Source organism: Actinomyces ruminis (assembly GCF_002154335.2).
GTDB classification, from domain to species: domain Bacteria; phylum Actinomycetota; class Actinomycetes; order Actinomycetales; family Actinomycetaceae; genus Actinomyces; species Actinomyces ruminis.
On the sequence record NZ_MTPX02000033.1, the window covers coordinates 12,379 to 36,984 of the forward strand.

Genomic DNA, 24,606 nt, shown 5'->3' on the forward strand with positions numbered 1-24,606 from the left:
GGCCAACCGGGCAGCCGGGTAACCCATAACCACATCAACGAGGAGAACCCATGACATCCCTCACCAGGCGCCGTGGCGCCGGCCTCGCTGCGGCGGTGGCCCTCGCAATCGGTGGTGCGGTCGCGGCGCCCGTCGCCACGGCTGCCCCAGTGCCCGCTATCGTCGCCGCCGACACAACCGACACGGTGAACACGGCCACGATCGATGCCAATGCGACATCGACGCTGACCATCCACAAGCTCGCCCAGACCGAGTCCAACGGCACTTCCGCCGGCAACGGACTGGAGGACTCCAGCGCCACCGGCACTCCGGTCTCCGGCGTCACCTTCACCATCACTCAGCTGGACTTCGACCTGACCACCCAGGCGGGCTGGGAGGCTCTCGCGGCCCTGGACGGCGATGTCTCCGCCGCACGCAGCCACACCACCGGTACCCCGTCCTCCCAGACGACCGGTAGCGACGGTCTGGCCTCGTTCAGCGGTCTCCCGGTCGCGGCTTATATCGTTTCCGAGACGTCCACCCCGGCGAACGTCACCCCGGCGGAGGACTTCATCGTCACCCTGCCGATGACCAACCCGACCGACCAGGCCTCCTGGAATTACGACGTCCACGTCTACCCGAAGAACTCGATCGTCGATTCGACCAAGGAGGTCAGCGACTCCACCGCCCCCTCGGTCGGGGACACTCTGACCTACACGATCAAGGCGGACGTGCCCAAGCTTGACGTCGCCGGCGGCGCCACGATCAAGAACTACCAGATCGTTGACCCGCTCGACTCCCGCCTGGACTACTCGAACGCAACGGTCTCCATGATCGGTGCCGAGGCTGCCGAGCTGACCGAGGGTACGGACTACAACATCGTCTCCGCCGCCGGTGAGGACGGCAAGACCTACGTGACCGTCACCTTCACCGCGGCCGGCCGCGCCAAGATCGCGGCGGCCCGCGCGGCCGGCGACGCCACCACCCAGGTGCAGGTGGTCATCAACGCCGTAGTCAAGGAGGTCAACAGCGGCTCAAGCGAGATCAGCAACGAGGCCTACCTGATCCCCAACGACTCACAGGCCACCTGGGACCCCGAGAACCCGACCCCGGAGGTTCCCGGTGAGCCCAGCGACGAGGTCAACTCCTACTACGGCAAGGTCGCCATCACCAAGACCGGTACCGACAACGCTGCGGCTTCCAAGTACGCCGGTGCCGAGTTCCAGGTCTACCAGTGCACCCCGACCGGCGCTCCCAGGGCGGCGTGGTTAAGCGCGCCGACGCCGGAATCAGCGGCGACGCCCTGACCGCCACCGAGGTCTCCGGCGGCACCACCACCGCGAACCAGGCCACCTTCACCACCGGCTCGGACGGCACCGTGACCATCGATGCCCTCCAGACGAACGACTTCATCAACAACGCCGACGTCACCAACCCCGGCTGGTACTGCCTGGTTGAGACCAAGGCGCCCGAGGGCTACGAGCTCCAGAGCGGGGTGATTACGTTCCAGGTGCTCAAGGCCAATGTCATTGCCAACACCGACGCTGACGGGAACGTTCTGACCTACACCCTGGACCTGACGGTCACCGACGTTCCCTCCAATGCCGGCTTCCGCCTGCCGCTGACCGGTGCCAACGGCATCCTGTTCCTCACCATCGCCGGCGTCCTGCTGGTCGGCGGTGCGGTCCTGCTCGCGGTGCACAACAAGCGTCGCAGCGCCCAGGCTGAGCGTACGAATGCGCCGGTAACTGAGTGCCGGTACAGTTCCACCACACGCGGCGGCGTGTACGAATCGGATAACTCCGGACGTACACGCCGCCGTCGTCCCGCCGGGCGGAGCGCCAACCCTCTACCTTGATGTCAGGACGTCGGCAGCCACAGGGGCAGAAGCCGACTCATCACCGCATTTACTCCGTATTTGCTTCGAAACACTCAGCCGCGCAGAAGGAAAGTAATGGGCCAGACTCCGTCAGTCGCCGATGTCCTAGATGAGTCCCGCCGCGACTTGGGCGACGCTTCCGGCGCCACATCCGCGGAGCCGGCCGCCGCACACGATGGTGCCGAGCCACCCAGTGTGGGCTCGGGAGACAGATCGGGCCAGCCGAGTCGCAAGCCCAGCCGGGGCAGCCGTCTGCTGAGCTTGCTCCCCTTCATTCTGGCGTTGGCCGGCGCATGGTGCTGGCCTATCCGGTGCTCGCCACGCAGCACAACAACGCCCGCCAGCAGGCCATCGCCGACCAATACCAGGCGCAGATGGACACGGTCAGCCCCGACGTGCTCGCCGCCGAACTCGCCAGCGCCGATGAGTACAACCAGGAACTGGCTTCCTCGCCCATCCTTGACCCCTGGCTGGACCAGCAGCGCCCCGACACCCCCCAGTACCAGGCCTATCTGGCCGAGCTGGATCTGGACGACGTCATGGCCCAGATCGTCATCCCTAAGATCCACGTGGACCTGCCCATCTACCACGGCACCGACGCGGACACCCTCGCCCACGGCGTCGGCCACCTGTTCGGCACCGCCCTGCCCGTGGGCGGCTCCTCCACCCACTCCGTCCTCACCGGTCACACCGGCCTCGGCTCGGCGACTCTCTTCGACGATCTGACCGAGTTGGAGGAGGGCGACGCCTTCTACATCACCGTCGCCGGCCGCACCCTCAAATACGAGGTCAACGACATCCGCGTGGTGTTGCCCACGGAGACCGAGTCGCTGAACAAGGTGCCGGGGGAGGACCTGGTCACTCTGATCACCTGCACCCCCTACGGCGTGAACACCCATCGGCTGCTGGTCACCGGCACACGTGTGCCCATGGACCCGGTCCAGGCGGCGGCGGAGCAGGCCGCGGCGACGCCCGCGCCCATGCGAGCGTGGATGCTGTGGCTGATCGTGGCCGTGGTCGCCATTCTGGTCGTACTCGTCGTCGCCGCCGGGCGCGTCGTGTGGCGGCGCTTCAAGCGTTCGCGGACGGTGAGCGATACCCAGCCAACAGGGACCGCAGTTTCCAGCACACCGCCGACTGGGGCTTCCACTCATGAGCAAGCGGACGGCACCGTACCGGCGGACCTCGCCGAGTCGCTATCGCCCTACCTGGAAGCGCTGAACTCTTCGCAAGAGTCCTCAGCAACCGCCCAGTCTCAGGACGTATCATCCCGGCCCAATGACGTCTCGCAACAATCCCCTGACACAACCTCGTGACTCCGGGCGGCGCCGGCAGCGGCGCTCGCGTCTGCTGGCGGGCGCGCTAGCCGTCGTCTGTGTGGCCGGCGTGGTCCTGACCTGGTGGCTGCTGGTGGTGCACGTGACCGGGCAGGCCATGGAGCAGGCGGCCCTGGATGGCTCCCGCATCGGCGCCCGTTTCGTGTCCGACCACGCTCGCAACCTGCTGCACGTGGTGTCCCTGCCGGCCGCAATCGGCCTGGTACTCGTCGTGCTGGCCGGTGCCTTATGGCGCGGTAGCCGCCGCCGGGCACTGTGGGCGGCGGGCGCCGTCATCGCTATCAACGTCTCCACCCAGGTGCTGAAGTATGTGATCCTGTGGCGTCCGGACTACGGGCTGTTCCGGAAATTCGGCGGCATGAACACCCTGCCCTCGGGGCATACCGCGGTGGCCGCTTCCGCCGCCGTCGCCCTCATCCTGGTCACCGGACCGCGGTGGCGCGGGGTCGCGGCCTGGGCGGGGGCGGCGCTGGCCGCCGCCATGGGCTACTCCACCCTCGTGTGCCAGTGGCACCGTCCCGGCGACGTAATCGCCGCCCTGCTGCTGGCCATCGCCTGGGGCGCAGTGGCGATCGCCGGCGGCGCCTGGGTGGATGAGACACAGCCAGCCGACTCCGAGTCCGCCGGCCGAGCACACGCGACACCACCGCCTCCCGCCGGGGTGGAGGGCGCCAAAGTTGGCGAACCGCCATCCGCGCGCCTGTCGTCCGCGGCCGTGCTGGGCGGGCTCGGGATCCTCGCGGGTGCGGCGGCCTGATGCTGGAGGTGCTCACCTGGCGGGGTGTTGTTGACGCCGGCGGAGCCGCCGCGCAGCTCAGCCGCACCGCTGTCTTCATCGCCTATGCGGCTGGGGCCGTCGGCACGGTTGCCGTGGCCAGCATGGGCATGGCGGCGTTGGCCTCATTCACGCCGCGCACCACCAGCCGGGCGGATTCGATATTCCGCGCATAGGTCGGTTATGCGGCGCGCGCCCGAGCCGGGGTGGCACACTGGGCGCATGGCTCTACCCCAGAAGCTACTCAGCAAGGACGAGATCGTTGTGCGTCATATGCGCACCCACCCCAAGATCCTGCTGTGGCGCTCCCTTGTAGTGATCGCTCTGCTGGCCGTAGGCGTGGTCGCCTCCATCCTGTTCCCGGATGCCAACTGGCGCACCGGTGCCGTCATCGTCGTGTGGGTGTTGATCGTCATCGCCGCGCTGCCGGCCTTCGTGGTGCCCTGGCTGCGCTGGCTGACGACGACCTACACGGTTACCTCCAAGCGCGTGATCACGCGGTCCGGCATCATCAACAAGACCGGCCACGATCTGCCGCTCTCACGCATCTCCGACGTCCAGCAGGAGCGGACCATCACCGACCGCATGTTCGGCTGCGGCAGCCTCTCCCTGCAGACCAGCGCGGATGAGCCCCTGGTGCTGGTAGACGTGCCCGACGTCGAAATGGTGCAGGTGGAGATCTCTAACCTGCTCTTCAACGACGTTGAGGGCGCCGTCAACGCCGACCCGGACGACTGAGTGGTCGCCGGCCTTTCGGTGTGCGGCGCTGGCGGGTCGGTTGGGCCGCGTCGAGTTCTGCCGTCGTAGGGCGGTCTGCCCTCGGCCGCTGGGCGTCGTCTCGTACACGAGTTCCCTACAAAGACACGAGTTTTGGCGGTTTGCAGGCGCAGGGCACGTGCAAAGCTCTAAAACTCGTGTTCCTGACGCAAACGCGTGTTCGTGGCGCGGCTGCACCGGCGATCGGCGTCAGGCGGCGTGCGCAGGAGTCGGGATCGCCGGCAGGGTCACCGTGAAGGTGGTGCCGTGGTCCTCGGCGCCGGTACGTGAGTCCACGGTGAGGGTGCCGTGGTGGGACTGCACGATCGCCAGGGCGATGCTCATGCCCAGGCCGGTGGAGCCGGTGCGCCGCTCGCGGGAGGCATCCCCGCGGGCGAAGCGTTCGAACAGGCGGTCGCGCACCGCGGGGTCGATGCCGGGGCCGTCGTCGGCGACGCTGATTGCGAGCGCCCCGTCCTCGCCCCGGTACAGGGTCGTGGTCACGCGACTGCCTGCCGGGGTGTGCACGCGGGCGTTGGCCAGCAGATTAACCATCACCTGCCGCAACCGTGCTTCATCTCCCACCACCAGCGTCGGCTCGGGCACGAACTCCTCCGCCGCGTCTCCGCTCAACCCGGCGGGCGGCTCGAGCACTGCCAGATTCAGGTCCCAGATGTGATCGGGACCGGCGGCCCGGGCGTCTGCGACTGCGTCCACCACGATCTCCACCAGGTCCACCTCCTCGTGCTCCAACTCGCGGCCTGCATCCAGACGCGCCAGCAGCAGCAGATCTTCCACCAGCGCCGTCATCCGCACCGACTCCGAGTGCACCCGTTCCAGCGCGTGGACGGCATCCTCCGGCAGCACGGCGTCGGCGCCGCTGCGACTAATCAGTTCGGTGTAGCCGCGGATGGAGGCCAGGGGTGTACGCAGCTCGTGAGAGGCGTCGGCGACGAACTGGCGTACCTGCGTCTCGCTGCGCTGCCGGGCGGTGAGCGCGTCGTCGACGTGGCCGAGCAGGGTGTTCAGGGCATTGCCGACCTGACCGATTTCCTGTGAGGAGGCGACGTCGGCAGCGGAGACCCGTTCGCGGATACTCACCTCACCGCGGGACAGCGGCTGAGAGGCGACTCGCTCGGCCGTGTCCGCCACCCGCTCTAGCGGCGCCAGCGAGGTGCGCACCATGGCCCGGCCGGCGACGGCGGCAATCAGAGCCCCGGCCAGGGCGATCCCGAGTTGGGCCAGCAGTTGGGTGCGGATCAGCTTCTCGTCCGCGGCGGTCGACAGGCCGGTGATCACCACGTCTCCGCTGGCGGAGTCCTCGGTTACGAGCACCCGGTAGTTGCCCAGGGAATCAACCGACACCGTTACCGGCTCACCGGTGACCTCCAGCGAGAGCAGAGCCTGGCATTCGGCGTCCGTCAGGGTGCGGTAGGTGCCGTCGTCGTCGATGTAACCGGCGGTGATGGTGAGGGCGGAAGTCGAATCGGACTCGTCTGTGTCGCGCGCTCCCGAGGCGATCAGGGTCAGTGTGCCGATGGACTGCCCGACGGCGTCCAAGCCGATGGGCACATCGTCGTTTGGTGCTGCGGGCGGCGCCCCGTCGGCCCCGGGCCAGCTGGTGTCCTGGTCCGAGTCTGAGCTCCGGCTCCCGGTCAGTCCGGTGGGGGCGGCGCCGTGACGTCGCGCCGCGGCGCGGTCGGAGGCGGCCGTCAACTGCTCATCGAGCCGGTCGACCAGCGACTGGCGCAGCATCAGCGTGGATAGGGCCCCGATACCGGCGGCCATGACCAGCACAATGCCGATCACGCCGACCACCAGCCGGGTCCGCAGGCTGCGAGGTGAAAGACGCACGGGTCTCACGCTATCTGTCGGCAGGCTAGCGGGCCGCGCCGGCTACTGGGCGCCGACGGCGGGCTTGAGGACGTAGCCGACCCCGCGCATGGTGTGGATCATGGGTTCGCGGCCCTTGTCGATCTTGCGGCGCAGGTAGGAGATGTACAACTCGACGATGTTGGCCTGCCCGCCGAAGTCGTAGTTCCACACGCGGTCCAGGATCTGCGGCTTGGACAGCACGCGGCGGGGGTTGCGCATCAGGTACCGCAACAGCTCGAACTCGGTAGCGGTCAGATGGATCTCGTCCTCTCCGCGCCACACCTCGTGGGAGTCCTCATCCATGCGCAGGTCGCCGACCTCCAGCACGTTCGCCGGCTTCTCCGTGCTGGCACCGGAGCGCCGCAGCAGGGCGCGCAGCCGGGCGACGACCTCCTCCAGGGAGAAGGGCTTGGTTACGTAGTCGTCGCCGCCGGCGGTCAGGCCCGCCACCCGGTCCTCGACGGCGTCCTTGGCGGTGAGGAACAGCACGGGGACGGTGGGCTGGTGGCCGTGGATGCGGCGCATGACCTCCAGACCGTCGAAATCGGGCAGCATGATGTCCAGCACGATGATGTCGGGCGTGATCTCCTGGGCGAGACGCACCGCGGCCCGGCCGGTGCCGGCGGTGGTCACTTCCCAGCCTCATAGCGCAGTGCGGAGGCGAGTAGGTCGGCGAGGGTCTGCTCGTCGTCGACCACCAGGACGCGTATGGGGGAGCCGTCAGGGCGGGTGAGGGTCTCGGCGGGAGTACTCATGGGACGCATTGAACACGCTTAGTCTGTGGTAGAGCTGTGAATTTCTAGAGGTTCGCGGCGGGTGGGGGCCGGTCGGGGCGGAAGCGTGTCGGGCAGGTGCGCTACAGTCACGCTCGCAGTCTTAATCCGCCGCCTTCACCCCTCCGGCGCGCCCGGCTACGCCGCAGCGGTCTACCGCGATCCGTTGGGGCAACGCCGCACAAACGCCATCAATCCGAAGCACTCGAAGAAGGTCTCCGTGTCCAAGAAACTCGTCATCGTCGAGTCCCCCAACAAGGTCCGCTCCATCGCCGGGTACCTGGGCAAGGACTTCGACGTCGAGGCCTCGGTCGGCCACATCCGCGACCTGGCTCAGCCCTCCGAGCTTCCCGCCGCCGAGAAGAAGGGGCCCTACGGCAAGTTCGCCGTCGACGTGACCGATGGCTTCAAGCCCTACTACGTCGTCAACCCGGACAAGAAGAAGACCGTCACTCAGCTGCGCAAGGCCCTCAAGGACGCCGATGAGCTCTACCTGGCCACCGACGACGACCGCGAGGGCGAGGCCATCGCCTGGCACCTGCTGGAGGTGCTCAAGCCCAAGGTGCCGGTGAGGCGCATGACCTTCACCGAGATCACCAAGGAGGCGGTCACCCGCGCCCTGGACCATACCCGCGACCTGGACACCCACCGGGTGGATGCCCAGGAGACCCGCCGCATCCTGGACCGACTGGTCGGCTACGAGGTCAGCCCGGTGCTGTGGCGCAAGGTCCGCGCGGGGCTGTCCGCCGGGCGCGTGCAGTCGGTGGCCACCCGGCTCGTGGTCGAGCGCGAGCGCGAGCGCATGGCCTTCAAGGCCGCCGGCTACTGGGGCGTGGAGGCCCAGCTGTCCACCGACCTGTCCGCCGGCAGCTCGCTGCGCCCCGCCGCCGCTGCGGACAGCGCCTTCGTCGCTCGCCTGACCGCCCTGGACGGGCGGCGCGTGGCTACCGGGCGGGACTTCACCGACGCCGGAGCGCTGCGCCCCGCCGCCGTGAAGGCCGGCACGGTGCACCTGCACGAGGGGGCTGCCCGTGCCGTCGCCGAGGCCATTACCCGGGCGGTGCCGCGCGTGGCTGAGGTGGAGGACAAGCCCTACCGGCGCCGTCCGGCCGCGCCCTTCACCACTTCCACGCTGCAGCAGGAGGCGAGCCGCAAGCTGCGCATGAACCCGCGCGAGACCATGCGGGTGGCGCAGGCCCTGTATGAGAACGGCTTCATCACCTACATGCGCACCGACTCCACGGTGCTGTCCGGGCAGGCGATCGCCGCCGCCCGGGGGCAGGTGGCCGAGCTGTACGGGCCCGAGTACGTGGCGCCCAAGCCGCGCATGTACGCCACCAAGACCAAGGGCGCCCAGGAGGCGCACGAGGCGATCCGCCCCGCCGGTGACCACTTCCGCACCCCCGCGCAGGTCTCCGGGCGGTTGACCGGCGCCCAGTTCCGTCTGTACGAACTCATCTGGCGGCGCACCGTCGCCTCCCAGATGGCCGACGCCACCGGCTCCACGGCCTCGGTGCGGGTGGACGTGCCGCTGCGGCCCGCCGACGGCGGCTCTCGTGACGCCGGTATCACCTTCAGCACCGCCTCCCTGAGCGCCTCGGGCACCGTCATCACCTTCCGCGGTTTTCTGGCGGCCTACGAGGAGGGGCGCGACGCCGAGCGCTATGAGGCCGAGACCGTCACCGCGGTGACAGGCGGTTCGGCGTCGACGGCGACGTCGGACAGTGGCTCCGCTGCGGGGCCCGGTGCGGGCGCCGGCCGGGACCGGGATGTGCGCCTGCCCGCCATGATCGCCGGCCAGGAACTGGTGGCGCTTTCGGCGGAGGCCGCCGGGCATGAGACCACGCCGCCGCCCCGTTACACCGAGGCCTCCCTGGTTAAGGCGCTGGAGGAGCGGGAGATCGGCCGTCCCTCGACTTACGCCTCCATCATGTCCACCATCTCCGACCGCGGCTATGTGGAACACCGCGGCCAGGCGCTGGTTCCTACCTGGTTGGCCTTCGCCGTCACCCGACTGCTGGAGGAGAACTTCAGCGAGCTGGTCGACTACGACTTCACCGCCTCCATGGAGGCCGACCTGGACCGCATTGCCGCAGGCGAGGAGGACCGGGTCGACTGGCTCACCCGCTTCTACTACGGCCCGCAGGGGCAGGTCGGTACCGCGGCGGTCGCGCCCACCGCCGAGGACGGTCTGGGCCTGAAGGCCCTGGTGGACGGCCTGGGGGAGATCGATGCCCGCGCCGTTAACTCCATTGACATCGGGGAGGGCATTACCCTGCGCGTGGGCCGCTACGGCCCCTACCTGGAGGATGCCGAGGGCAAGCGCGCCAACGTACCCGGGGATCTGGCGCCCGACGAGCTGACCGTGGCCAAGGCGCGGGAGCTGTTCACCCGCGCCGCCGACGATGGCCGCGAGCTGGGCACGGACCCGTCCACCGGGCACACCATCGTCGTTAAGGATGGCCGCTACGGCCCCTATGTCACCGAGATCCTGCCCGAGCCGGAGCCGTCCGCGGACGAGGCGGCAGGGGCAGGAGACGGCGCCGCGGCGTCGAGATTGGGTGGGAAGAGCTCCACGCGCCGGTCCCGCAGGGGTCCCAAGCCGCGCACCGCCTCACTGTTTAAGTCGATGGACCTGGCGACCGTCACCCTGGAGCAGGCCCTCGATCTGTTGAGCCTGCCGCGGGTGGTCGGCCAGGACGCCGACGGCGTGGACATCACTGCGCAGAATGGCCGCTACGGCCCCTACCTGAAGAAGGGCACGGACTCCCGCTCCCTGGAGAGCGAGGAGCAGCTGTTCACGGTGACCCTGGAACAGGCCCTGGAGCTGTTCGCCCAGCCCAAGCGGCGCCGTGGCCAGGCGGCTGCCCGCGGCCCTCTGCGTGAGCTCGGCACCGACCCGGCCACCGGCCGGCCGGTGGTGATCAAGGACGGTCGCTTCGGCCCCTACTTCACCGACGGGGAGACGAATGTGACGCTGCGCCGCGACGACGACCCGGCCACCGTCACCCCCGAGCGCGCCTACGAGCTGCTCGCGGAGAAGCGCGCCAAGGGCCCTGCCAAGAAGCGCACCGCCTCCAAGTCCGCCACCAAGAAGACGGCGGGGAAGAAGACGGCCGTCGGCAAGTCGACCAGCCGACAGTCGACCACGCGCAAGGCGACCAGCTGACCCGCCGCCCCGCATATAGGTGACCGGAGGCACCTGAAGTGAATCGGGTTGCGTTGGCTTTCATCGGCCGACGCACATATGCGTCACTCGGTCCGAGCCGACACAGCTTTATGCTGCTTCCACTTCTTGACGAGTAGCACCAGCATGATGATGAACTGGACGGCCGTCAGCACCCCCATGGCGGAGCCGATCACGGGCAGCTTGTCGGCCGCCCCGCCCACCAGGACGTAATCCCACAGGAAGTGTTGCGTGATCATAAGGGTGATGCTCTTTGTGTAGTCGTACATGAGGGCAAAGAACAGGCCTGCCACAAAGGTGGCCCCGAGCTGTCCCAGCACTTTGGTCAAGGGGGCGCCGGCGAACAGGTTCACCGCGTGAAGCAGACTGAATATGATTGCGGAGACGAGCAGTGCTCTGTTTGCTTGGGCTCCGTGGCGCTCCTGTGTCAGTCCCACGTAGAGAATGCGTCGGAACATCATTTCCTCCGCGATTCCCACTAGCAAAGTGGCGGCCAGTGGTGTGAGGAATGCGGCAGTCAGGCTCCCATTGGTGAAGATGTAATACAGGGACATGCCGACTAGTGGCACAAACAGAATGAGGAACAGGGGGTATTTGCCGGGGCCGGAGTGCATCGGGGCAAGCTGTTCGCGCAGTGCTGCGAAACAGGCCAGCGTTCCTAGTGTGAGCACGAAGAGGAATGGCAGTAACGCCTTGGTGTAGCCTGCGTCGTAGTAACTTACGTGGGAGAAGTTGTAGACGATGACGTTGGACGCCCCCATTCCGATAATGTAGGTGATGGCGCTGATCAGTGCGATTCGTGCTATTCTGGTCGTCGGCATGTCGCCTCCTTGTTGGAATGGTGATTCCGACTGGATCGGATGTAGCCCTTTTGGGGCCCGAGGTGTTCAGAGCGCGTATCGGTTTGCGTATCGGCGCGAGCTGTCACGTCGCAAGTGCGGACGTTAGCACGTGCTTGCCTGATAACCGGAGCCTTTAAAGTAGAGACTCGTGTTTCAGCACGCGGTTGCGCGGGTGTCGGTGAGGTTCGCGCAAGGGGCGGAGGGTCCAGATGGGTCCGCCTCGTCGTCGAGGGAACGCGTGGGAAGAGGAGGCTTGTGTGCGATGCGTGTATGGAACTCCTCAGGGGTGATCGTGGTGAGCGCGGAAGAACTCAGCTCCGAGATCTGTGCCAGGCGACGTAACAGGGCGAGTGCCGTGCTGCGGACATCGCCGCGTTCGGTCAAGGCAGTTACGGCGGCGCCATCGACCGTGGCGATGACGGTTTCCGCAGTGAGGTACAGCCCGAGCCCTCAGTCCGCGTTTGTCTCCTGCCCGTGGACGGCGACGGCGTTGAGGCATAAGACACCGAATCCGGTCAGCACGGCTCCGCGGTGGTGACGCAGCAGCTTGCGTAGGGGCTGGATGCCCGACGACGATGTGCCACCCGCAGGCTTGTTCGCCGCCGTCTTCTGACTCTGACGTAGATGCTGCGGCGCACCGACGGGGCGTACTCCGCCAGGAAGGTGGCGGCCCCGGCGTATTCGCCGGAGGCGGAGAAGCCCTGGAGCGTGCGCGCCAGGAGCAGCGCGATAGCCGCCCAGGTACCGTCCGGTCGTATCTCGCAGGCAGCCCACGAGCATCGTGGAGGCCGCCATGATGGGAATTGACCGGCTCAGTGCCCACTTGCAGCCTCTGCGGTCGCCCCACGCACCCCAAACGATCGCGCCCACGGGGCGCAGGGTGAATGACGCGGCGAAGACGGCGAATGCCGCCAGCAGGCGCGTGTTCGGGGCGGAGGCGGGGAAGAAGACTTCGCCGATGGTGATCGCCAAGTACCCGTACGAGGCGTAGTCGAACCTTTCAACGAAGTTGCCGATGAAGGGTGCCCAGGCGGCGCGTCGTTCCACGTGTGTGGCGTGGTGGCGGTGTCTGGCGGTGGCGCGCAGTCGCGTGTGTCCTGTGACCGGATCGCAGGATTGCGACAGGGCAGCGACAGCCTGGCGGTATGCGGGCCTGTAATCTTCCGGTACACGATTTCTTGAACCCCGGAAGGAACATCCCGTGCGTATCCCCAACAAGCTCCTGGTCCCCGCCGCCGTCCTCGCCCTGGGCGCCTCCCTGGCCGCCTGCTCCATCAGCGTCGGCGGCTCCGACGGCGAGTCCGCTTCCTCGCCGCAGGAGACCACCGCCGTCGTCGCCACCGAGGAGGCCACGCAGGAAACTGATGACTCCGAGGACACCGACAGCGACGACACCGCCATCGACGACGCCGAGGACGCTGACGCCGACGAGGCCGACGGCGACGCCGCGGGCGCGGGTGCCTCCGGCTCCTCCACCGCGGACATCACCAACTCCGACTGGCTCGGGGTCATTGCCGGCAGCACCCAGGAGAACGTCTCCGGCGATTACGCGATCCAGAGCTCCGGGGGCACCTACAACCTTGTCGGTGAGCTCGACAGCCTGACGATTCAGGGGTCGGAGGTCACCGTTTCCGCGGAGAGCATCGGGACTCTGACCGTGCAGGGCTCGGACGTGACCGTCTACGTCCGCGAGGTGGACGACGTGCTGGCCTTCGGCTCGGATGTGAAGGTCTACTACCTCGACGGCGACCCGACCGTGCAGGACATCGGTGCCGACAACACCGTCGAGCAGCTGAGCAACTGACCGGTACACCCGGACTCCCACTAGCCCCGGTCCAGAACCAATGCCCCGGCCCCGCTCCCGCCCCGCCCGCCGCCTCCCCGGCGCCGCCCAGCCCACCGCTACCGTCCTGCTCGTCGACGACGAGGCCCCCATCCGCACCTCGCTCGGCTCCTACCTGGAGCGCAGCGGCTACCGGGTGATGCGCGCGAGCGACGGCGTGGAGGCACTCGACCTGCTCGCCGCCTACGACGTCGACATCATCGTCAGCGACGTGCTCATGCCCCGCATGGACGGGCGCGAGCTGGTGCGGCGGGTGCGGGCCGGCGGCACCTGGACCCCGATCATCCTGCTCACCCAGGTCGACGCCTCCTACGAGCGCGTCTCCGCCCTGGACGATGGCGCCGACGACTACCTGTCCAAACCCTTCGACCCCGCCGAGCTCGCCTCCCGCATCCGCGCCGTCCTGCGCCGCACCCGCGGGTCGGGACAGCCACTGACCGCCGCCTCCCGGCTGGTGTCGGGGGAACTGACTCTGGACCGGGCCGCTCGCCGCGTCACCCTGGCGGGTAGGGAACTGGCGCTCACCCCCAAGGCCGTCACCCTGCTCGACTTCCTCATGAGCCATCCCGGTGAGCTGCACACCCGCGAGGCGCTGCTGTCCGCCCTGTGGGGCATCGACTTCGCCTCCTCCACGCGCGCCGTCGACCACCGCGTCCGCGAGATTCGCCGAGCGCTGGGCGACGACGCCACCAACCCGACCTTCATCGAGACCGTGCCCCAGGGCGGCTACCGCTTCCGCGCCGAGGTGCATGCATGAGCGCCGCCGCGCCCCGACAATCGCGCGGGACACCGCCGGGAATCGGACGGCCCGACGCCGGCCCCGGGGGCAGCCGACGGGCCGGAGGCGGCCGAGTCCTGTGGCTGTGGTGGGGGATCGCCGTCGTCGTGGTCGTGGCGCTGATGATCCTGGCGCAGGTGATCTGGGGCGGCTTGAACCTGTATGTGACGGTCGGCGTACCCGCCGCCGTGGGGGCGACCGGCACGGCGCTGCTCCTCGCCGTCGCGCTGGTTGCGCTCGCCCGCACCCGTCGGCGCATTGCCGAGCAGCGGCTGCGTGAGGCCGTGCAGGAGGAGTCCCGTAACCGCCACCGCCAGTTCCTGCAGCGGCTGGACCACGAGCTGAAGAACCCGCTGACGGCGGTGCGCGCCGCCGTCGCCGACGCCTCCCGCACCGCCACTCCGGCCGTGGCCGCCGACCTGGAGGTGGTGGACGCCCAGTCGCGGCGGATGAGCCGACTGCTGACCGATCTGCGCAAGCTCGCCGAGCTGGAGACCGCCCCGCTGGCCCTGGAGGACGTCGACCTGGCCGAGACGGTTCAGGACGCGGTCTCCGCCGTCATCGAGGAGGCCGCCGGGCGCGGCGCGGCGGTGCGAGTGCGGCTGGACCTGCCCGCCGTGCCCTGGCCGCTGCCGCATGTGTGCGGCGACGGCGACCTGCTCTACTCCGCCGTCTACAACGTCATCGCCAATGCCGCCAAGTACACCCCGGATGGCGGCGCCGTGGAGGTACGCGGACGAGAGGAGGCCGGTGCCGTCACCATCGAGGTGGCAGACACCGGCATCGGCGTGCCCGAGGCGGACCTGGACCGCGTCTTCCACGAGCTGGAGCGCGCCGGCAATGCCCGAGCCCTGCCTGGATCCGGGCTGGGCCTGGCCCTGGTGCGCACGATCGTGAGTAGGCACGGCGGCCAGGTCCGCATGGCCTCCCGCGAGGGCGTGGGCACCCGGGTGTGGCTGACGCTGCCGGTCATGGGGCCGTCCGCCGATGGTCCCAGCACTCACGCACGCCAAGGATGAACACTCAGCCGGCTCCCGGACCGGCAGCCACCGGATCACCTGACAGACAACTCGACAGACAACTCGACAGACAAGGACTCGCCCCGTGTACTCCCAACTCACCTTTCCCCAGCACCACCGGTTCCCCCGCATGTCGGCGGCGTTCGCGGCCGCCACGGCCCTCGCCCTCGCCCTGGCCGGCTGCGCCGGCACCGGCACCACGGCAACCACCTCCGCGGCAACCGCCGCCCAGGAGCCCACAGTACAGGCCTCGGTGACGCAGTCCGCGCAGGCAGCCGCTTCCCCCGCGACCGACTCCGCCCTGGCCGTGCCCGGATACCAGGTCGGCGAGATTCCGCCGGTCCCGCTATTCGCGCTGCCGGACCTGGGACTGCTGACCGCCTCCACCGGAAGTCTCACCCCGGATCTGACCACGGACCTCACCTCCCGGCCGGGCATTACCGTGACGGCGGCGCGCTGTGATGAGGCCGGAATTCTGAACGGGGGACTGACCGTCGTCGGCGCAGACGGCTCCGTGGTCACCTCGGACGGCGATTCCTCCGTGGTCAATGACGGCGAGGGTGCGGCCGTGTATGACGACGGCAACGTGAGCATCGTCAACAACGGCGACGGCTCGGGCACCTACGACGACGGCACCACCAGCATCGTGGTTAACGGCGACGGCAGCGGCACCTACACGGACGCGACGCTCAGCGTCGTCGTCGGCGGGGACGGCGCCGGCACCTATGAGAACTCCGCCACCGGCGAGTCGATCGTGATCGGTGGCGACGGCACGGGCGTGTACTCCACCCAGACCGTTAGCATCACCAATGACGGCGACGGCTCGGGCACATACAGCGATGCCGAGACCGGGCTGAGCATCATCAACGACGGCGCGGGCTCCGCAACGGTCAGCCTGGAGGACCGCAGCGTGGTCGTCGACGCCGAGCCACTGACCCCGGTGGGGAGCCTCGGGTCCTTCCCAAGTATTGATGCGGCCCAGCCGGTTGAGTCCTGCGGGACGGTCATCACCCTGGAGGACGGGATCCTGTTCGACTTCGGTTCCGCCGAGATTCGCGCCGAGGCCGCCGACACGCTGCAGGAACTTGCCGAACTGCTCAACGAGGCGGAGGTACCGACCGCCTACGTGTACGGGCACACGGACTCGATCTCGGATGAGGACTTCAACCAGACTCTGTCCGAGCAGCGGGCCCAGGCGGTGCTCGACACCCTGGTTGCCGACGGGGTGACGGCGCAGCTTCAGGCCGAGGGCTTTGGCGAGACGCGCCCGGTGGCGCCCAACGAGAACGAGGACGGCTCGGACAACCCGGCCGGGCGCCAGCTCAACCGCCGCGTGGAGATCTACGTGCCGGCCTTCTGAGGCGGCCGGGTGTGGCGGCAGGCGCTCGGTGGTGTCATGGAATGCACCACTTTGGGATTTGCTGCCGCCGGCTTCGCCAACTGCGCACGCGGAATCATGCGGTTTGTCGGCTCCGGAATGCGGTTGGCACTTGGAAAGTGGTGCATCTGGTGACATGGGCGGGTTCGGTGAGCGGGGAGCCGCCCCGGCCCGGCGTGGTGTCCGGCTACGCTGATGCCGTGAACTTGTCCGCTTTCGCTCCGGTGCCGCCTGCGCACGCCTATCCCGGCCTGTTCATCTCCTTCGAGGGCGGCGACGGTGTAGGCAAGACCACCCAAATCGAGCGTCTGAGCACGCTGTTGGTGGCGGCCCGCATCGCCTACCGGCGCACGCGCGAGCCCGGCGGTACCGAGCTGGGCGGCCAGATCCGTGACCTGCTGCTGCACGGCGGCCAGGTGAGCCCGCGTGCCGAGGCCCTGTTGTATGCCGCCGATCGTGCCCATCACGTCGCTACCGTGGTGCGCCCGGCGCTTGCACGCGGCGAGGTGGTGCTTACCGACCGCTACCTGGACTCCTCAATCGCGTACCAGGGCGCTGCCCGTGCCCTGGGGGCGCAGGAGGTACGCGACCTGTCCCTGTGGGCCACCGAGGGCCTGCTGCCGGACCTGACCATCCTGCTCGACGCCGACACCGCCGTCAGCGGTCGGCGCGCCGGTGCACGCGGGCGGCGGGACCGCCTGGAGCGGGAGCCGGACGCCTTCCATACCGCGCTGCGCGAGCAGTTCCGGGTGCTGGCGCGCCAGGAGCCCGAACGCATCAAGGTTGTCGACGCCGATCGGCCCGTGGGGGAAGTGGCCGCGGAGGTGAGCGGGCTCGTCGAGAGCCTTATCGTCGCCCACGGAACGGACGCGCAGTTGAACGCCTTCCGCACCGCCGTCTCGCGGGCAAGCAGGCCGGCGCTCCACGGGCCTCGCGGCTGAACACGTCGGCAGTTACCGCTAGCCTGGTGCCGTGATCCAGTCCGCCTCGACGCCGCCAGCCGGCGGCTCGTTTTCTCTCCCCCGGATGCGCGCATGAGCGTGTGGGATGACGTCGTCGGACAGGAACGGGTCGTCAACGTATTCCGGGCGGCCGCAGAAGCCGCCCGCGTGGCCGTCGCAGCCCGCGGGCGTGGTGGTTCCGGCGCCGCCGAGTCGGTCGGGGCCGGTGACGGCTCGGCCATGACCCACGCCTGGTTGGTGACCGGCCCACCCGGCTCCGGCCGCAGCGTCGCCGCCCGAGCCTTCGCCGCCGCCCTGCAATGCACCGGCGAGGTGCCCGGCTGCGGGGAGTGCAAGGCCTGCCGCGACGTGCTCAGCGGCGCCCACCCGGACGTGGTGCGCATGGCCACCGAAAAGCTCCTGATCACCATGGACGAGGTCAAGACGCTGATCGGGGAGGCGCAGCGTCGCCCTTGGACCGGCAGCTGGCGGGTAATCCTGGTGGAGGACGCCGACCGCATGGCCGAGCGCACCACCAACGTGCTGCTGAAGTCGATCGAGGAGCCGCCGCCGCAGACCGTGTGGATCTTGTGTACGCCCAGCGCCGACGACGTGCTGCCCACCATCCGCTCCCGCTGCCGGCTGGTGACGCTGCGAGTCCCGCCCGCCGACGCCGTCGCCGAGCTGCTGGTACGCCGGGACGGCGCCGAGCCGGAGCTGGCCACCCGCGCCGCCCGCGCCAGTCAGTCCCACATCGGGCTCGCCCGTCACCTGGCCACCGACCCCGGTGCCTGGGAACGGCGCCGCCGCCTGCTGCTCGCCCCCATCTCCCTGCGCAGCGTTGGGGATGCGGTGCTGGCCGCCGCCGACCTGGTGGATGCCGCCGAGACGGAGGCAGCTGAGGCCACCGCGGAGCGGGACGCCGCCGAGAAGGCCGCCCTGCTGCGTGCTCTCGGCCTGGAGGACGGCGGTCGTGTCCCGCCCTCGCTGCGCGCCCAGGTTCGGCAGTTGGAGGAGGACCAGAAGCGCCGCGCCCGACGTGCCCGCACCGACGTGCTCGACCGGGCCATGATCGACCTGCTGTCCTTCTACCGGGACGTGCTCGCGGTGCAGCTCGGCAGTGACGTTGAGCAGGTGAACATCGATCTGTCCGACGTCGTGGCGCGGGTGGCCGCCTCCACCGGGCCACGGCAGTCGCTGGCGCGCATCGGTGCCATTGAGGAGTGCCGCACCCGGCTGCGCTCCAATGCGGCACCGCTGCTGGCGGTCGAGGCTCTGATGGTGCGGCTGCGTCCCCAGGCCTAGACGCAGCCGGGAGCGCGAACCGATTCCGCCCGGACTGGTGCTAGCGCGGCGCGGCCGGCTGGGATGCGGCCGTTTCCGTCGGCGTCAGCTCGGTGGCCGCCCAGGAGGACAGCAGCCGCAGCGCCTCCGCGCTCGGGCTGCCCGGCTCCACGCCGTAAATGAGCATGGTCATTCCGGGGGTGGTCGCCATGGCGGCCGGCTCGTAGCACAGATGAATCTCGCCAACGATCGGGTGGTTCACTACCTTCTCGCTGCGGCATACGTAGCGGACGTCGTGGCGTGCCCACAGATCGGCGAACTCGCGGCTGCGGGTGCACAACTCGCCGATCAGCGCCTGCAGGCACGAGTCGGTCGGATCCTCTCCGGCGCTCAGACGCAGCATCGCCACCAGGTCCTCCGCGCCCGCCTGCCAGTTGGGGAAGAAAGTGTGCGCGCGCGGATCCAGGAAGACGAAACGCGCCATATTCGGGTGCTTGGCGGCCACCTCCGGGAGCGGGTCTACGAACATGGGGGAGTACAGCGCTCGCGCCATGGTGTTGGCCGCGACGTAGTCGCCGGAGCCATTGCGCACCGCGGCCGGCGTGGGCATCGCGTCCAGCAGCCACTGGGTGTCCGGCCGTACGGCGCAGCTCTTGGTGCGCCCACGACGGCGTCGCATCCGCCCCGTGGGGGCGACGGCGCGGGCGAGGTCGACCAGGTGCTGCCGCTCGGCGTCGTCCAGCAGCAGCGCGGAGGCAAGCGCATCCAGGACCTCCTCCGAGACTCCGGCCGCATTGCCGCGCTCCAGGCGCGTGTAGTAGTCCACGCTCACCCCGGCGAGCATGGCGACTTCCTCACGGCGCAGCCCCGGTACCCGGCGGTGCCCGGCGACGACGGGCAGCCCCACCATCTGCGGGGTCACCTTTGCCCTGCGGGTGGTCAGGAAGTCTTTGATCTCGGCCCGGGCGTCGGCGGAGTCGGGAGGAGACGGCTGGCTCATGGCGAAAGGCTATGCGCTGCATAGAAGATATGGGAGGCCCGCCCAGTTCCCGGCAGGCGGGACAAGCGGGGCTCTGCCAGGCACTGGAAGGTCGTTGGGCGACCTGGTGAACTGGGCTGCGTCCAACACCTCGGCGATTCCCGCCCCCGGTGCGGACATACATCGGCCGGCTGCTGGAACTGGTCGTCACGCGGCAGGCCGATTCCGGCGTCGTCTTCGACCTCGAACTGCCGCTCGTCGAGGTCTCCGAGGTCTACGCCGCCATGGACGAGCGGCGGGCGACCAAGGTGCTGGTGCGCCCCTGACGGGGCTGCCGGGTCACGCTGTGTGCAGGGCGGATGGTCTTTAACAGGTGCGTCGCAATGGGGAGGACTCCACCCGTCCAGCACCCGCGCGGGGCGTGGCCGTCTCGTAGGCTGCATGGGTGAACCTGCTCAAGCTACCTGGTCGCCGCACGCTCGCGGCATTGACCGCCGTGCTCGCTGCCGCTGGTCTGGTGGCGTGCGACAGCCCGCTGCCCAGTTCGGCCCCCGAGCCGTCCCCCGCGTCCCGGGCGACGACGTCGACCGCCACCGTGCCCGCGGGCCTGGAGGAGTTCTACAGCCAAGACGCCGACTGGTACCCGTGCGCCGACGCGGGGATGGACAAGGTAGACGGCGACGCGAACTACTCCTGCGCCTACGTCACCGCGCCGCTGGACTACGACGATCCCGATGGGCAGACCATCGAATTGGCCATGAAGCGGCGTGCCGCGACCGGCGACGCTATCGGTACCCTGTTCATCAACCCGGGCGGCCCCGGCGGTTCGGGGGTTGAACTCGTTGAATCCGCCAAGGGCTATTTCTCCGACGATCTGATTGCCTCCTATGACGTGGTCGGCTTCGATCCACGCGGGGTCGGCAATTCTACGGCGATCGACTGCTTGACCGACGCCGAGCTGGACGAGGACCGCTCCGGCTCGGAGATTGCGCAGGCCACCGCGGACGCGGACGGCGCTGATGGCGACGACGCTGCTGCCGCCCAGAAGGAGATAGCGGAGTACGTCCAGTGGTACGAGGGCAAGTGTGAGGCGAACACCGCCGCCGGCCTGCTGGACCACGTCGACACCGTCTCCGCCGCCCGCGATCTGGACATGCTGCGCGCCGTCGTCGGTGAAGAGGTGCTGACTTATCTCGGCTACTCCTATGGCACCTACCTGGGGGCCACCTACGCCGAACTGTTCCCCGGCAACGTCGGCCGGATGGTGCTGGATGGCGCTATCGAACCGACGCTCAGCGCCGGCGAGATGACCCTGGGGCAGGCGGCCGGGTTCGAGAGCGCCCTGCGCACCTACGTGGCGGACTGCCAAAGCGGCGACAAGTGCCCGCTGCACGGCGACGTCGATGCCGGCGTCGCCCAGATCCAGGACTTCCTCGAGGTCACCAAGGGTGCGCCGATTCCCACCTCCGACCCCGACCGGCCCCTGACCTATTCCCTGGCCGAGTCGGCGATCCTTGGAATCATGTACCAGTCGGAATCCTGGAGTGTGCTCAGCGAGGGACTGGATCAGGCCATGAACCAGGACGATGGCTCGTTGCTGCTGCTCATTGCCGACCTGTTCGCCTCCCGGGAGGACGACGGCTCCTACTCCGGCAACGGTGATGAGGCCATTAACGCCATTAACTGTCTGGACTACCCGGTGTCGGGCGACGCCGACAGCTGGGAGGTGGAGCGCGAGCAGATCCAGGAGGCGTCCCCCACCTTCGGCGCCGACCTGGGCTACTCCGACCTGTACTGCCAGGCCTGGGGACATGAGTCCACGCGCGAGCGCGCCGCGATCCACGCCACCGGTGCCGCTCCGATCCTGGTGATCGGCACCACCGGCGACCCGGCAACCCCCTACGCCTGGTCGCAGTCGTTGGCCGAGCAGCTCGACGACGGCCACCTGGTCACCTGGGAGGCAACGGACACACCGCCTACGGACGCGCCGGCGAGTGCGTGACCACCGCCGTCGACGACTACCTGCTGGCCGGGGTCCTGCCCGAGGAGGGGCTCACCTGCAGCGGCTGACTATTGGACCGTGAGCTCGCCGGCTAGGTTTCGGCTCATCCAGGCGCTGAGCTCCGCCCCGCGTAGCCCCTGGGAGGCCAGGAACTGCAGCTTGGCGTAGGTGGCCTCAAGCGTCATGTCACCGCTTCCCACCGCGCCGGCCGCCGCCAGCCCGTCACCGGCGGCATACCGGCCGAGTGCCACTTCGCCTTGCAGACATTGAGATGAGACCACCACCGCCACACCCCCCGCCACTGCCTGCGCAATCACGGCGGTCAGTTCCGGCGCCAGATTGCCGACGCCGAAGGCCCGCAGCACCACCGCTACGGGGGGCGGCGTCAGCAGCTGCTTCAGGCGGGTGACGCTCAACCCGGGAACGGCGTCGACGACGATCACGTCGTGCTCGTCAAAGGGGGCTGGCTGCGTCCAAGCGGCATGGGGCGCGGTTGCTGTCGCAGTGGCCGCGGTACTGCTCCGCTCGTTCCAGTGCCAGGGGGCTCCGGCCAGGGCCAGCGGCGCGGTGCCGGGGGAGTCGAACCCCTCCAAGCTCCAGGTAGAGATCTTGGTGGCGCGGTTCCCGGCGAGCAGGCGCCCGCCGAAGAACAGGTGCACGCCGCGGGGCGCCCCCTGGGCCAGGGCCTGCAGGGCGCCGACGACGTTCGCTGCGGCGTCGGAGCCGGGCGCCCCCAGTGGGAGTTGGGAGCCGGTGACGATAACTGGCTGCTCCAGTTCCGTTAGGGCGTAGGACAGGGCGGATGCGGTGTAGGCCATGGTGTCGGTTCCGTGCAGGACCACGAACGCGTCTGCTACATCGGCATAGGCATGCAGGTCATTGACAATCGATTGCCAGGTTTGTGGCGCCGCCTGCGAAGAATCGAGCAATGGGTGCAGCGTCGTCAGGGACGTGTTTAAAACCTGTACGGCAGCGCAGTCCGGGGCTACCCGCTCGCCGTTGCGCGGGGGTACCGGCACGTGCTTCGGGGCGGGCAATGCCGTGAGCAGATCGTTCAGCCAGGCTTCCAAGTCGGCGCCTGGTCGCAGCCCGTGGGGGGAGTCGACCATGCCAATGGTTCCACCGGCGTAGGTGAAGTGAAGGTGCATATGGCCAGCCTACGCAGACGATGCGGTTGTGCTGTAAACCACCTGGCGCGATTGGGGTACTGGATTGCGTGGCCACGCCGACAGGCGGTAGCCTGCGTTCCGCCGCTTAAGCGGCAGGCCACCTTAGCTCAGTCGGCAGAGCGATTCACTCGTAATGAATAGGTCGTGGGTTCGATTCCCACAGGTGGCTCCAGGGGCCCCGCGCGCCGGGGCCGCACGCACGCTCGGTTGGTCGGCGCGCCGTATTCGCCAGATTTCTTGCTTTAAATGCGCCGATATGCTTATCCTGTTTCACGGGTGATTCCGTAGTAGAGGCGGGACCCGCAAATCTGTGGCAAGGAGGACCAATATGGCGCAGAAGACGCAGATTGTTCTAGTTGATGACATCGATGGCTCCGAGGCGACTCAGACCATTACTTTCGCCCTCGACGGTGTCACTTACGAGATCGATCTAAACGAGGAGCACGCAGCCGCACTGCGCGAGTCGATCGAGGAGTGGACCATTAAGGCCCGTCGCCGTGGTGGCCGCCGCACGCTTCGTCGTCGCCCGGCGGCAGGTGTCACGCAGAAGATCCGCGAGTGGGCGCGCGCCAATGGCTACGAGGTTTCCGACCGCGGGCGTATCCCCGCCCCGGTGCGCGAGGCCTACATGGCGGCCAACAACCCGAGCAACAACAACGCCTGAGCCGCGTCGCGTCGGGCGTCAATGCCCCGCGCCGCCGCGTGTATTGCACGCTCCGGTTACTGCCAGGCCCCGAGTCCTTTTAGGACTCGGGGCCTGGTGGCATCTGCTTGGGCCTGGCACAATGGTCCGCATGGCTTACACCCTTGTGCTGCTCCGCCACGGCGAGAGCGAATGGAATGCAAAGAACCTGTTCACCGGCTGGGTCGACGTCCCGCTGTCCGAGAAGGGGCGCGCCGAGGCCGTCCACGGCGGCGAACTCCTCAAGGAGGCCGGCGTTCTGCCGGACAAACTCTTCACGTCGGTGCTGCGCCGCGCCATCATGACCGCGAACCTGGCCCTGGATGCGGCCGACCGCCACTGGATTCCGGTGGAGCGGCACTGGCGGCTCAATGAGCGTCACTACGGCGCCCTGCAGGGTAAGAACAAGAAGGAGATTCGCGAGCAGTACGGGGACGAGCAGTTCATGCTCTGGCGTCGCTCCTACGACGTGCCGCCGCCGGCCATCGAGCTCGGTTCGGAGTTCTCTCAGGACACCGATCCGCGTTATGCCGGTGAGCCCATTCCCGCCACCGAGTGCCTCAAGGACGTGCTCGCCCGCCTGCTGCCCTACTGGGAGGAGACGATTGTCCCCGAGATCAAGACCGGCAAGACGATCATGATCGCGGCCCACGGCAACTCGCTGCGCGCGATCGTCAAGCACCTGGATGACATCTCCGATGCAGACATCGCCGGTGTCAACATTCCCACCGGTATTCCGCTGGTTTACGAGCTCGATGAGGAGACTCTCAAGCCCATCAAGAAGGGCGGGCGCTACCTGGACCCCGAGGCGGAGGCGAAGATCGCTGCCGTCGCCAACCAGGGCAAGTGATTTGCCGCCGTCCCTGTAATCCGGCCTGCAAGGGCCTTGGTTGAGGGCGGCTGAGGTCGAACCAAACGGGCGGGGCGGAACGCCGTATCAGCGGCGTTCGCCCGCCCGCTGTTCAGGTTCGGGCGCCGGCATCGCACGACCACCGCACTCTTCAACGCCGAAGCGCCCCCTTTCAGGGTTCTTCCGGTTTGAGGGTGTGGTGTGGGGAGGTCGGGGTGATTACGGTCTGGCGGGTAAGTCGGTGTTGTGCTTGGTGTTCGCGGGTTGTGTGTGGCCGC

At 68.6% G+C, this 24,606-nt stretch carries 21 protein-coding genes, 1 tRNA gene and 2 pseudogenes; 18 read left to right on the forward strand and 6 right to left on the reverse strand.

Features of this window, described 5'->3' with window-relative positions; all coding sequences use genetic code 11:
- The first annotated feature begins 50 nt into the window (after positions 1-50).
- From BW737_RS05275 to BW737_RS05295, 6 genes are all read left to right on the forward strand, one after another.
- Positions 51-1,286 (forward strand): SpaH/EbpB family LPXTG-anchored major pilin, encoded by a 1,236-nt coding sequence (locus BW737_RS05275; RefSeq protein ID WP_257210503.1) that lies wholly within the window; start codon positions 51-53, stop codon positions 1,284-1,286.
- Entirely contained in the window at positions 1,244-1,837 is a 594-nt protein-coding gene (locus tag BW737_RS17830; protein ID WP_257210504.1) for a SpaH/EbpB family LPXTG-anchored major pilin, read from the forward strand. The genes BW737_RS05275 and BW737_RS17830 overlap by 43 nt, the downstream gene beginning before the upstream one ends.
- A gap of 314 nt (positions 1,838-2,151) precedes the next feature.
- Positions 2,152-3,174: a class C sortase gene (locus tag BW737_RS05280; RefSeq protein ID WP_257210505.1), complete on the forward strand. Its 1,023-nt coding sequence runs from the start codon at positions 2,152-2,154 to the stop codon at positions 3,172-3,174.
- Entirely contained in the window at positions 3,137-3,952 is an 816-nt protein-coding gene (locus BW737_RS05285) for a phosphatase PAP2 family protein (RefSeq protein ID WP_086615611.1), read from the forward strand. The genes BW737_RS05280 and BW737_RS05285 overlap by 38 nt, the downstream gene beginning before the upstream one ends.
- Positions 3,952-4,146 (forward strand): hypothetical protein, encoded by a 195-nt coding sequence (locus BW737_RS05290; protein ID WP_086615612.1) that lies wholly within the window; start codon positions 3,952-3,954, stop codon positions 4,144-4,146. Before BW737_RS05285 ends, BW737_RS05290 begins: the two co-directional genes overlap by 1 nt.
- A gap of 46 nt (positions 4,147-4,192) precedes the next feature.
- A complete protein-coding gene (locus BW737_RS05295) occupies positions 4,193-4,708 on the forward strand; it encodes a PH domain-containing protein (protein ID WP_086615613.1) in 516 nt (171 codons plus the stop codon).
- Positions 4,709-4,936: 228 nt separating this feature from the next.
- Here the strand turns inward: BW737_RS05295 and BW737_RS05300 are convergent, their stop codons facing one another.
- Positions 4,937-6,514 (reverse strand): sensor histidine kinase, encoded by a 1,578-nt coding sequence (locus tag BW737_RS05300; protein WP_086615623.1) that lies wholly within the window; start codon positions 6,512-6,514, stop codon positions 4,937-4,939.
- 108 nt (positions 6,515-6,622) lie between these two features.
- Positions 6,623-7,356, reverse strand: a pseudogene (locus BW737_RS05305) (response regulator transcription factor).
- Positions 7,357-7,594: 238 nt separating this feature from the next.
- Between BW737_RS05305 and topA the strand changes: the two are divergent.
- Positions 7,595-10,543, forward strand: coding sequence for a type I DNA topoisomerase (gene topA, locus BW737_RS05310; protein WP_086615614.1), 2,949 nt, complete (start codon positions 7,595-7,597; stop codon positions 10,541-10,543).
- Between the two features lie 83 nt (positions 10,544-10,626).
- On the opposite strand, the gene BW737_RS05315 is transcribed toward topA, so the two are convergent.
- Positions 10,627-11,382 (reverse strand): CPBP family intramembrane glutamic endopeptidase, encoded by a 756-nt coding sequence (locus BW737_RS05315; RefSeq protein ID WP_086615615.1) that lies wholly within the window; start codon positions 11,380-11,382, stop codon positions 10,627-10,629.
- Between the two features lie 471 nt (positions 11,383-11,853).
- Positions 11,854-12,450, reverse strand: a complete 597-nt coding sequence (locus BW737_RS15605; protein ID WP_143233284.1) for an MFS transporter — start codon at positions 12,448-12,450, stop codon at positions 11,854-11,856.
- 154 nt (positions 12,451-12,604) lie between these two features.
- Between BW737_RS15605 and BW737_RS05325 the strand changes: the two genes are divergently transcribed.
- The 6 genes from BW737_RS05325 to BW737_RS05350 all read left to right on the forward strand — a co-directional run bounded on the left by BW737_RS05325 (position 12,605) and on the right by BW737_RS05350 (position 18,667).
- Entirely contained in the window at positions 12,605-13,207 is a 603-nt protein-coding gene (locus BW737_RS05325; RefSeq protein WP_086615617.1) for a DUF3060 domain-containing protein, read from the forward strand.
- 40 nt (positions 13,208-13,247) lie between these two features.
- Positions 13,248-14,003, forward strand: a complete 756-nt coding sequence (locus tag BW737_RS05330) for a response regulator transcription factor (RefSeq protein WP_086615618.1) — start codon at positions 13,248-13,250, stop codon at positions 14,001-14,003.
- Positions 14,000-15,043: a sensor histidine kinase gene (locus tag BW737_RS05335; RefSeq protein ID WP_180272071.1), complete on the forward strand. Its 1,044-nt coding sequence runs from the start codon at positions 14,000-14,002 to the stop codon at positions 15,041-15,043. Before BW737_RS05330 ends, BW737_RS05335 begins: the two co-directional genes overlap by 4 nt.
- Positions 15,044-15,173: 130 nt before the next feature.
- Complete coding sequence (locus BW737_RS05340) at positions 15,174-16,403, forward strand: OmpA family protein (RefSeq protein WP_086615625.1); 1,230 nt, start codon at positions 15,174-15,176, stop codon at positions 16,401-16,403.
- A gap of 218 nt (positions 16,404-16,621) precedes the next feature.
- The gene (gene tmk / locus BW737_RS05345; RefSeq protein WP_257210507.1) at positions 16,622-17,362 is read left to right on the forward strand and encodes a dTMP kinase; all 741 of its coding nucleotides are present in this window, start codon (positions 16,622-16,624) and stop codon (positions 17,360-17,362) included.
- A 93-nt stretch (positions 17,363-17,455) separates the two neighbouring features.
- Positions 17,456-18,667: a DNA polymerase III subunit delta' gene (locus tag BW737_RS05350; protein WP_086615620.1), complete on the forward strand. Its 1,212-nt coding sequence runs from the start codon at positions 17,456-17,458 to the stop codon at positions 18,665-18,667.
- 40 nt (positions 18,668-18,707) lie between these two features.
- Here the strand turns inward: BW737_RS05350 and BW737_RS05355 are convergent, their stop codons facing one another.
- Positions 18,708-19,646 (reverse strand): helix-turn-helix domain-containing protein, encoded by a 939-nt coding sequence (locus BW737_RS05355; RefSeq protein ID WP_086615621.1) that lies wholly within the window; start codon positions 19,644-19,646, stop codon positions 18,708-18,710.
- 149 nt (positions 19,647-19,795) lie between these two features.
- On the opposite strand from BW737_RS05355, the gene BW737_RS16095 reads away from it, so the two are divergent.
- Positions 19,796-19,951 (forward strand): hypothetical protein, encoded by a 156-nt coding sequence (locus BW737_RS16095; protein WP_180272072.1) that lies wholly within the window; start codon positions 19,796-19,798, stop codon positions 19,949-19,951.
- Between the two features lie 269 nt (positions 19,952-20,220).
- Positions 20,221-21,695 (forward strand): annotated as a pseudogene (locus tag BW737_RS05360) (alpha/beta hydrolase).
- Here BW737_RS05360 and BW737_RS05365 read toward each other — a convergent pair.
- Positions 21,696-22,775 (reverse strand): asparaginase, encoded by a 1,080-nt coding sequence (locus tag BW737_RS05365; protein WP_086615622.1) that lies wholly within the window; start codon positions 22,773-22,775, stop codon positions 21,696-21,698.
- Between the two features lie 117 nt (positions 22,776-22,892).
- Here BW737_RS05365 and BW737_RS05370 point away from each other — a divergent pair.
- The 3 genes from BW737_RS05370 (at position 22,893) to BW737_RS05380 (ending at position 24,328) form a co-directional block, all read left to right on the forward strand.
- Positions 22,893-22,968 (forward strand) — tRNA-Thr (locus BW737_RS05370).
- A gap of 156 nt (positions 22,969-23,124) precedes the next feature.
- Positions 23,125-23,460: a histone-like nucleoid-structuring protein Lsr2 gene (locus BW737_RS05375; RefSeq protein WP_073328839.1), complete on the forward strand. Its 336-nt coding sequence runs from the start codon at positions 23,125-23,127 to the stop codon at positions 23,458-23,460.
- A 130-nt stretch (positions 23,461-23,590) separates the two neighbouring features.
- Positions 23,591-24,328 carry a phosphoglyceromutase gene (locus BW737_RS05380; protein ID WP_086615626.1) on the forward strand — a complete coding sequence of 246 codons (738 nt, stop codon included), beginning with the start codon at positions 23,591-23,593 and terminating at the stop codon, positions 24,326-24,328.
- Positions 24,329-24,606 lie beyond the last annotated feature (278 nt).

Coding starts and splice junctions, on each gene's coding strand:
- BW737_RS05375 (WP_073328839.1), top strand. CDS start 23,125: ATGGCGCAGAAGACGCAGATTGTTCTAGTTGATGACATCGATGGCTCC.
- BW737_RS05340 (WP_086615625.1), top strand. CDS start 15,174: ATGTCGGCGGCGTTCGCGGCCGCCACGGCCCTCGCCCTCGCCCTGGCC.
- BW737_RS05275 (WP_257210503.1), top strand. CDS start 51: ATGACATCCCTCACCAGGCGCCGTGGCGCCGGCCTCGCTGCGGCGGTG.
- BW737_RS05350 (WP_086615620.1), top strand. CDS start 17,456: ATGAGCGTGTGGGATGACGTCGTCGGACAGGAACGGGTCGTCAACGTA.
- BW737_RS05280 (WP_257210505.1), top strand. CDS start 2,152: ATGGTGCTGGCCTATCCGGTGCTCGCCACGCAGCACAACAACGCCCGC.
- BW737_RS05315 (WP_086615615.1), bottom strand. CDS start 11,382: ATGCCGACGACCAGAATAGCACGAATCGCACTGATCAGCGCCATCACC.
- BW737_RS05380 (WP_086615626.1), top strand. CDS start 23,591: ATGGCTTACACCCTTGTGCTGCTCCGCCACGGCGAGAGCGAATGGAAT.
- BW737_RS05295 (WP_086615613.1), top strand. CDS start 4,193: ATGGCTCTACCCCAGAAGCTACTCAGCAAGGACGAGATCGTTGTGCGT.
- BW737_RS05355 (WP_086615621.1), bottom strand. CDS start 19,646: ATGAGCCAGCCGTCTCCTCCCGACTCCGCCGACGCCCGGGCCGAGATC.
- BW737_RS05365 (WP_086615622.1), bottom strand. CDS start 22,775: ATGCACCTTCACTTCACCTACGCCGGTGGAACCATTGGCATGGTCGAC.
- BW737_RS05335 (WP_180272071.1), top strand. CDS start 14,000: ATGAGCGCCGCCGCGCCCCGACAATCGCGCGGGACACCGCCGGGAATC.
- BW737_RS05330 (WP_086615618.1), top strand. CDS start 13,248: ATGCCCCGGCCCCGCTCCCGCCCCGCCCGCCGCCTCCCCGGCGCCGCC.
- BW737_RS05290 (WP_086615612.1), top strand. CDS start 3,952: ATGCTGGAGGTGCTCACCTGGCGGGGTGTTGTTGACGCCGGCGGAGCC.
- BW737_RS05300 (WP_086615623.1), bottom strand. CDS start 6,514: ATGGCCGCCGGTATCGGGGCCCTATCCACGCTGATGCTGCGCCAGTCG.
- BW737_RS05285 (WP_086615611.1), top strand. CDS start 3,137: ATGACGTCTCGCAACAATCCCCTGACACAACCTCGTGACTCCGGGCGG.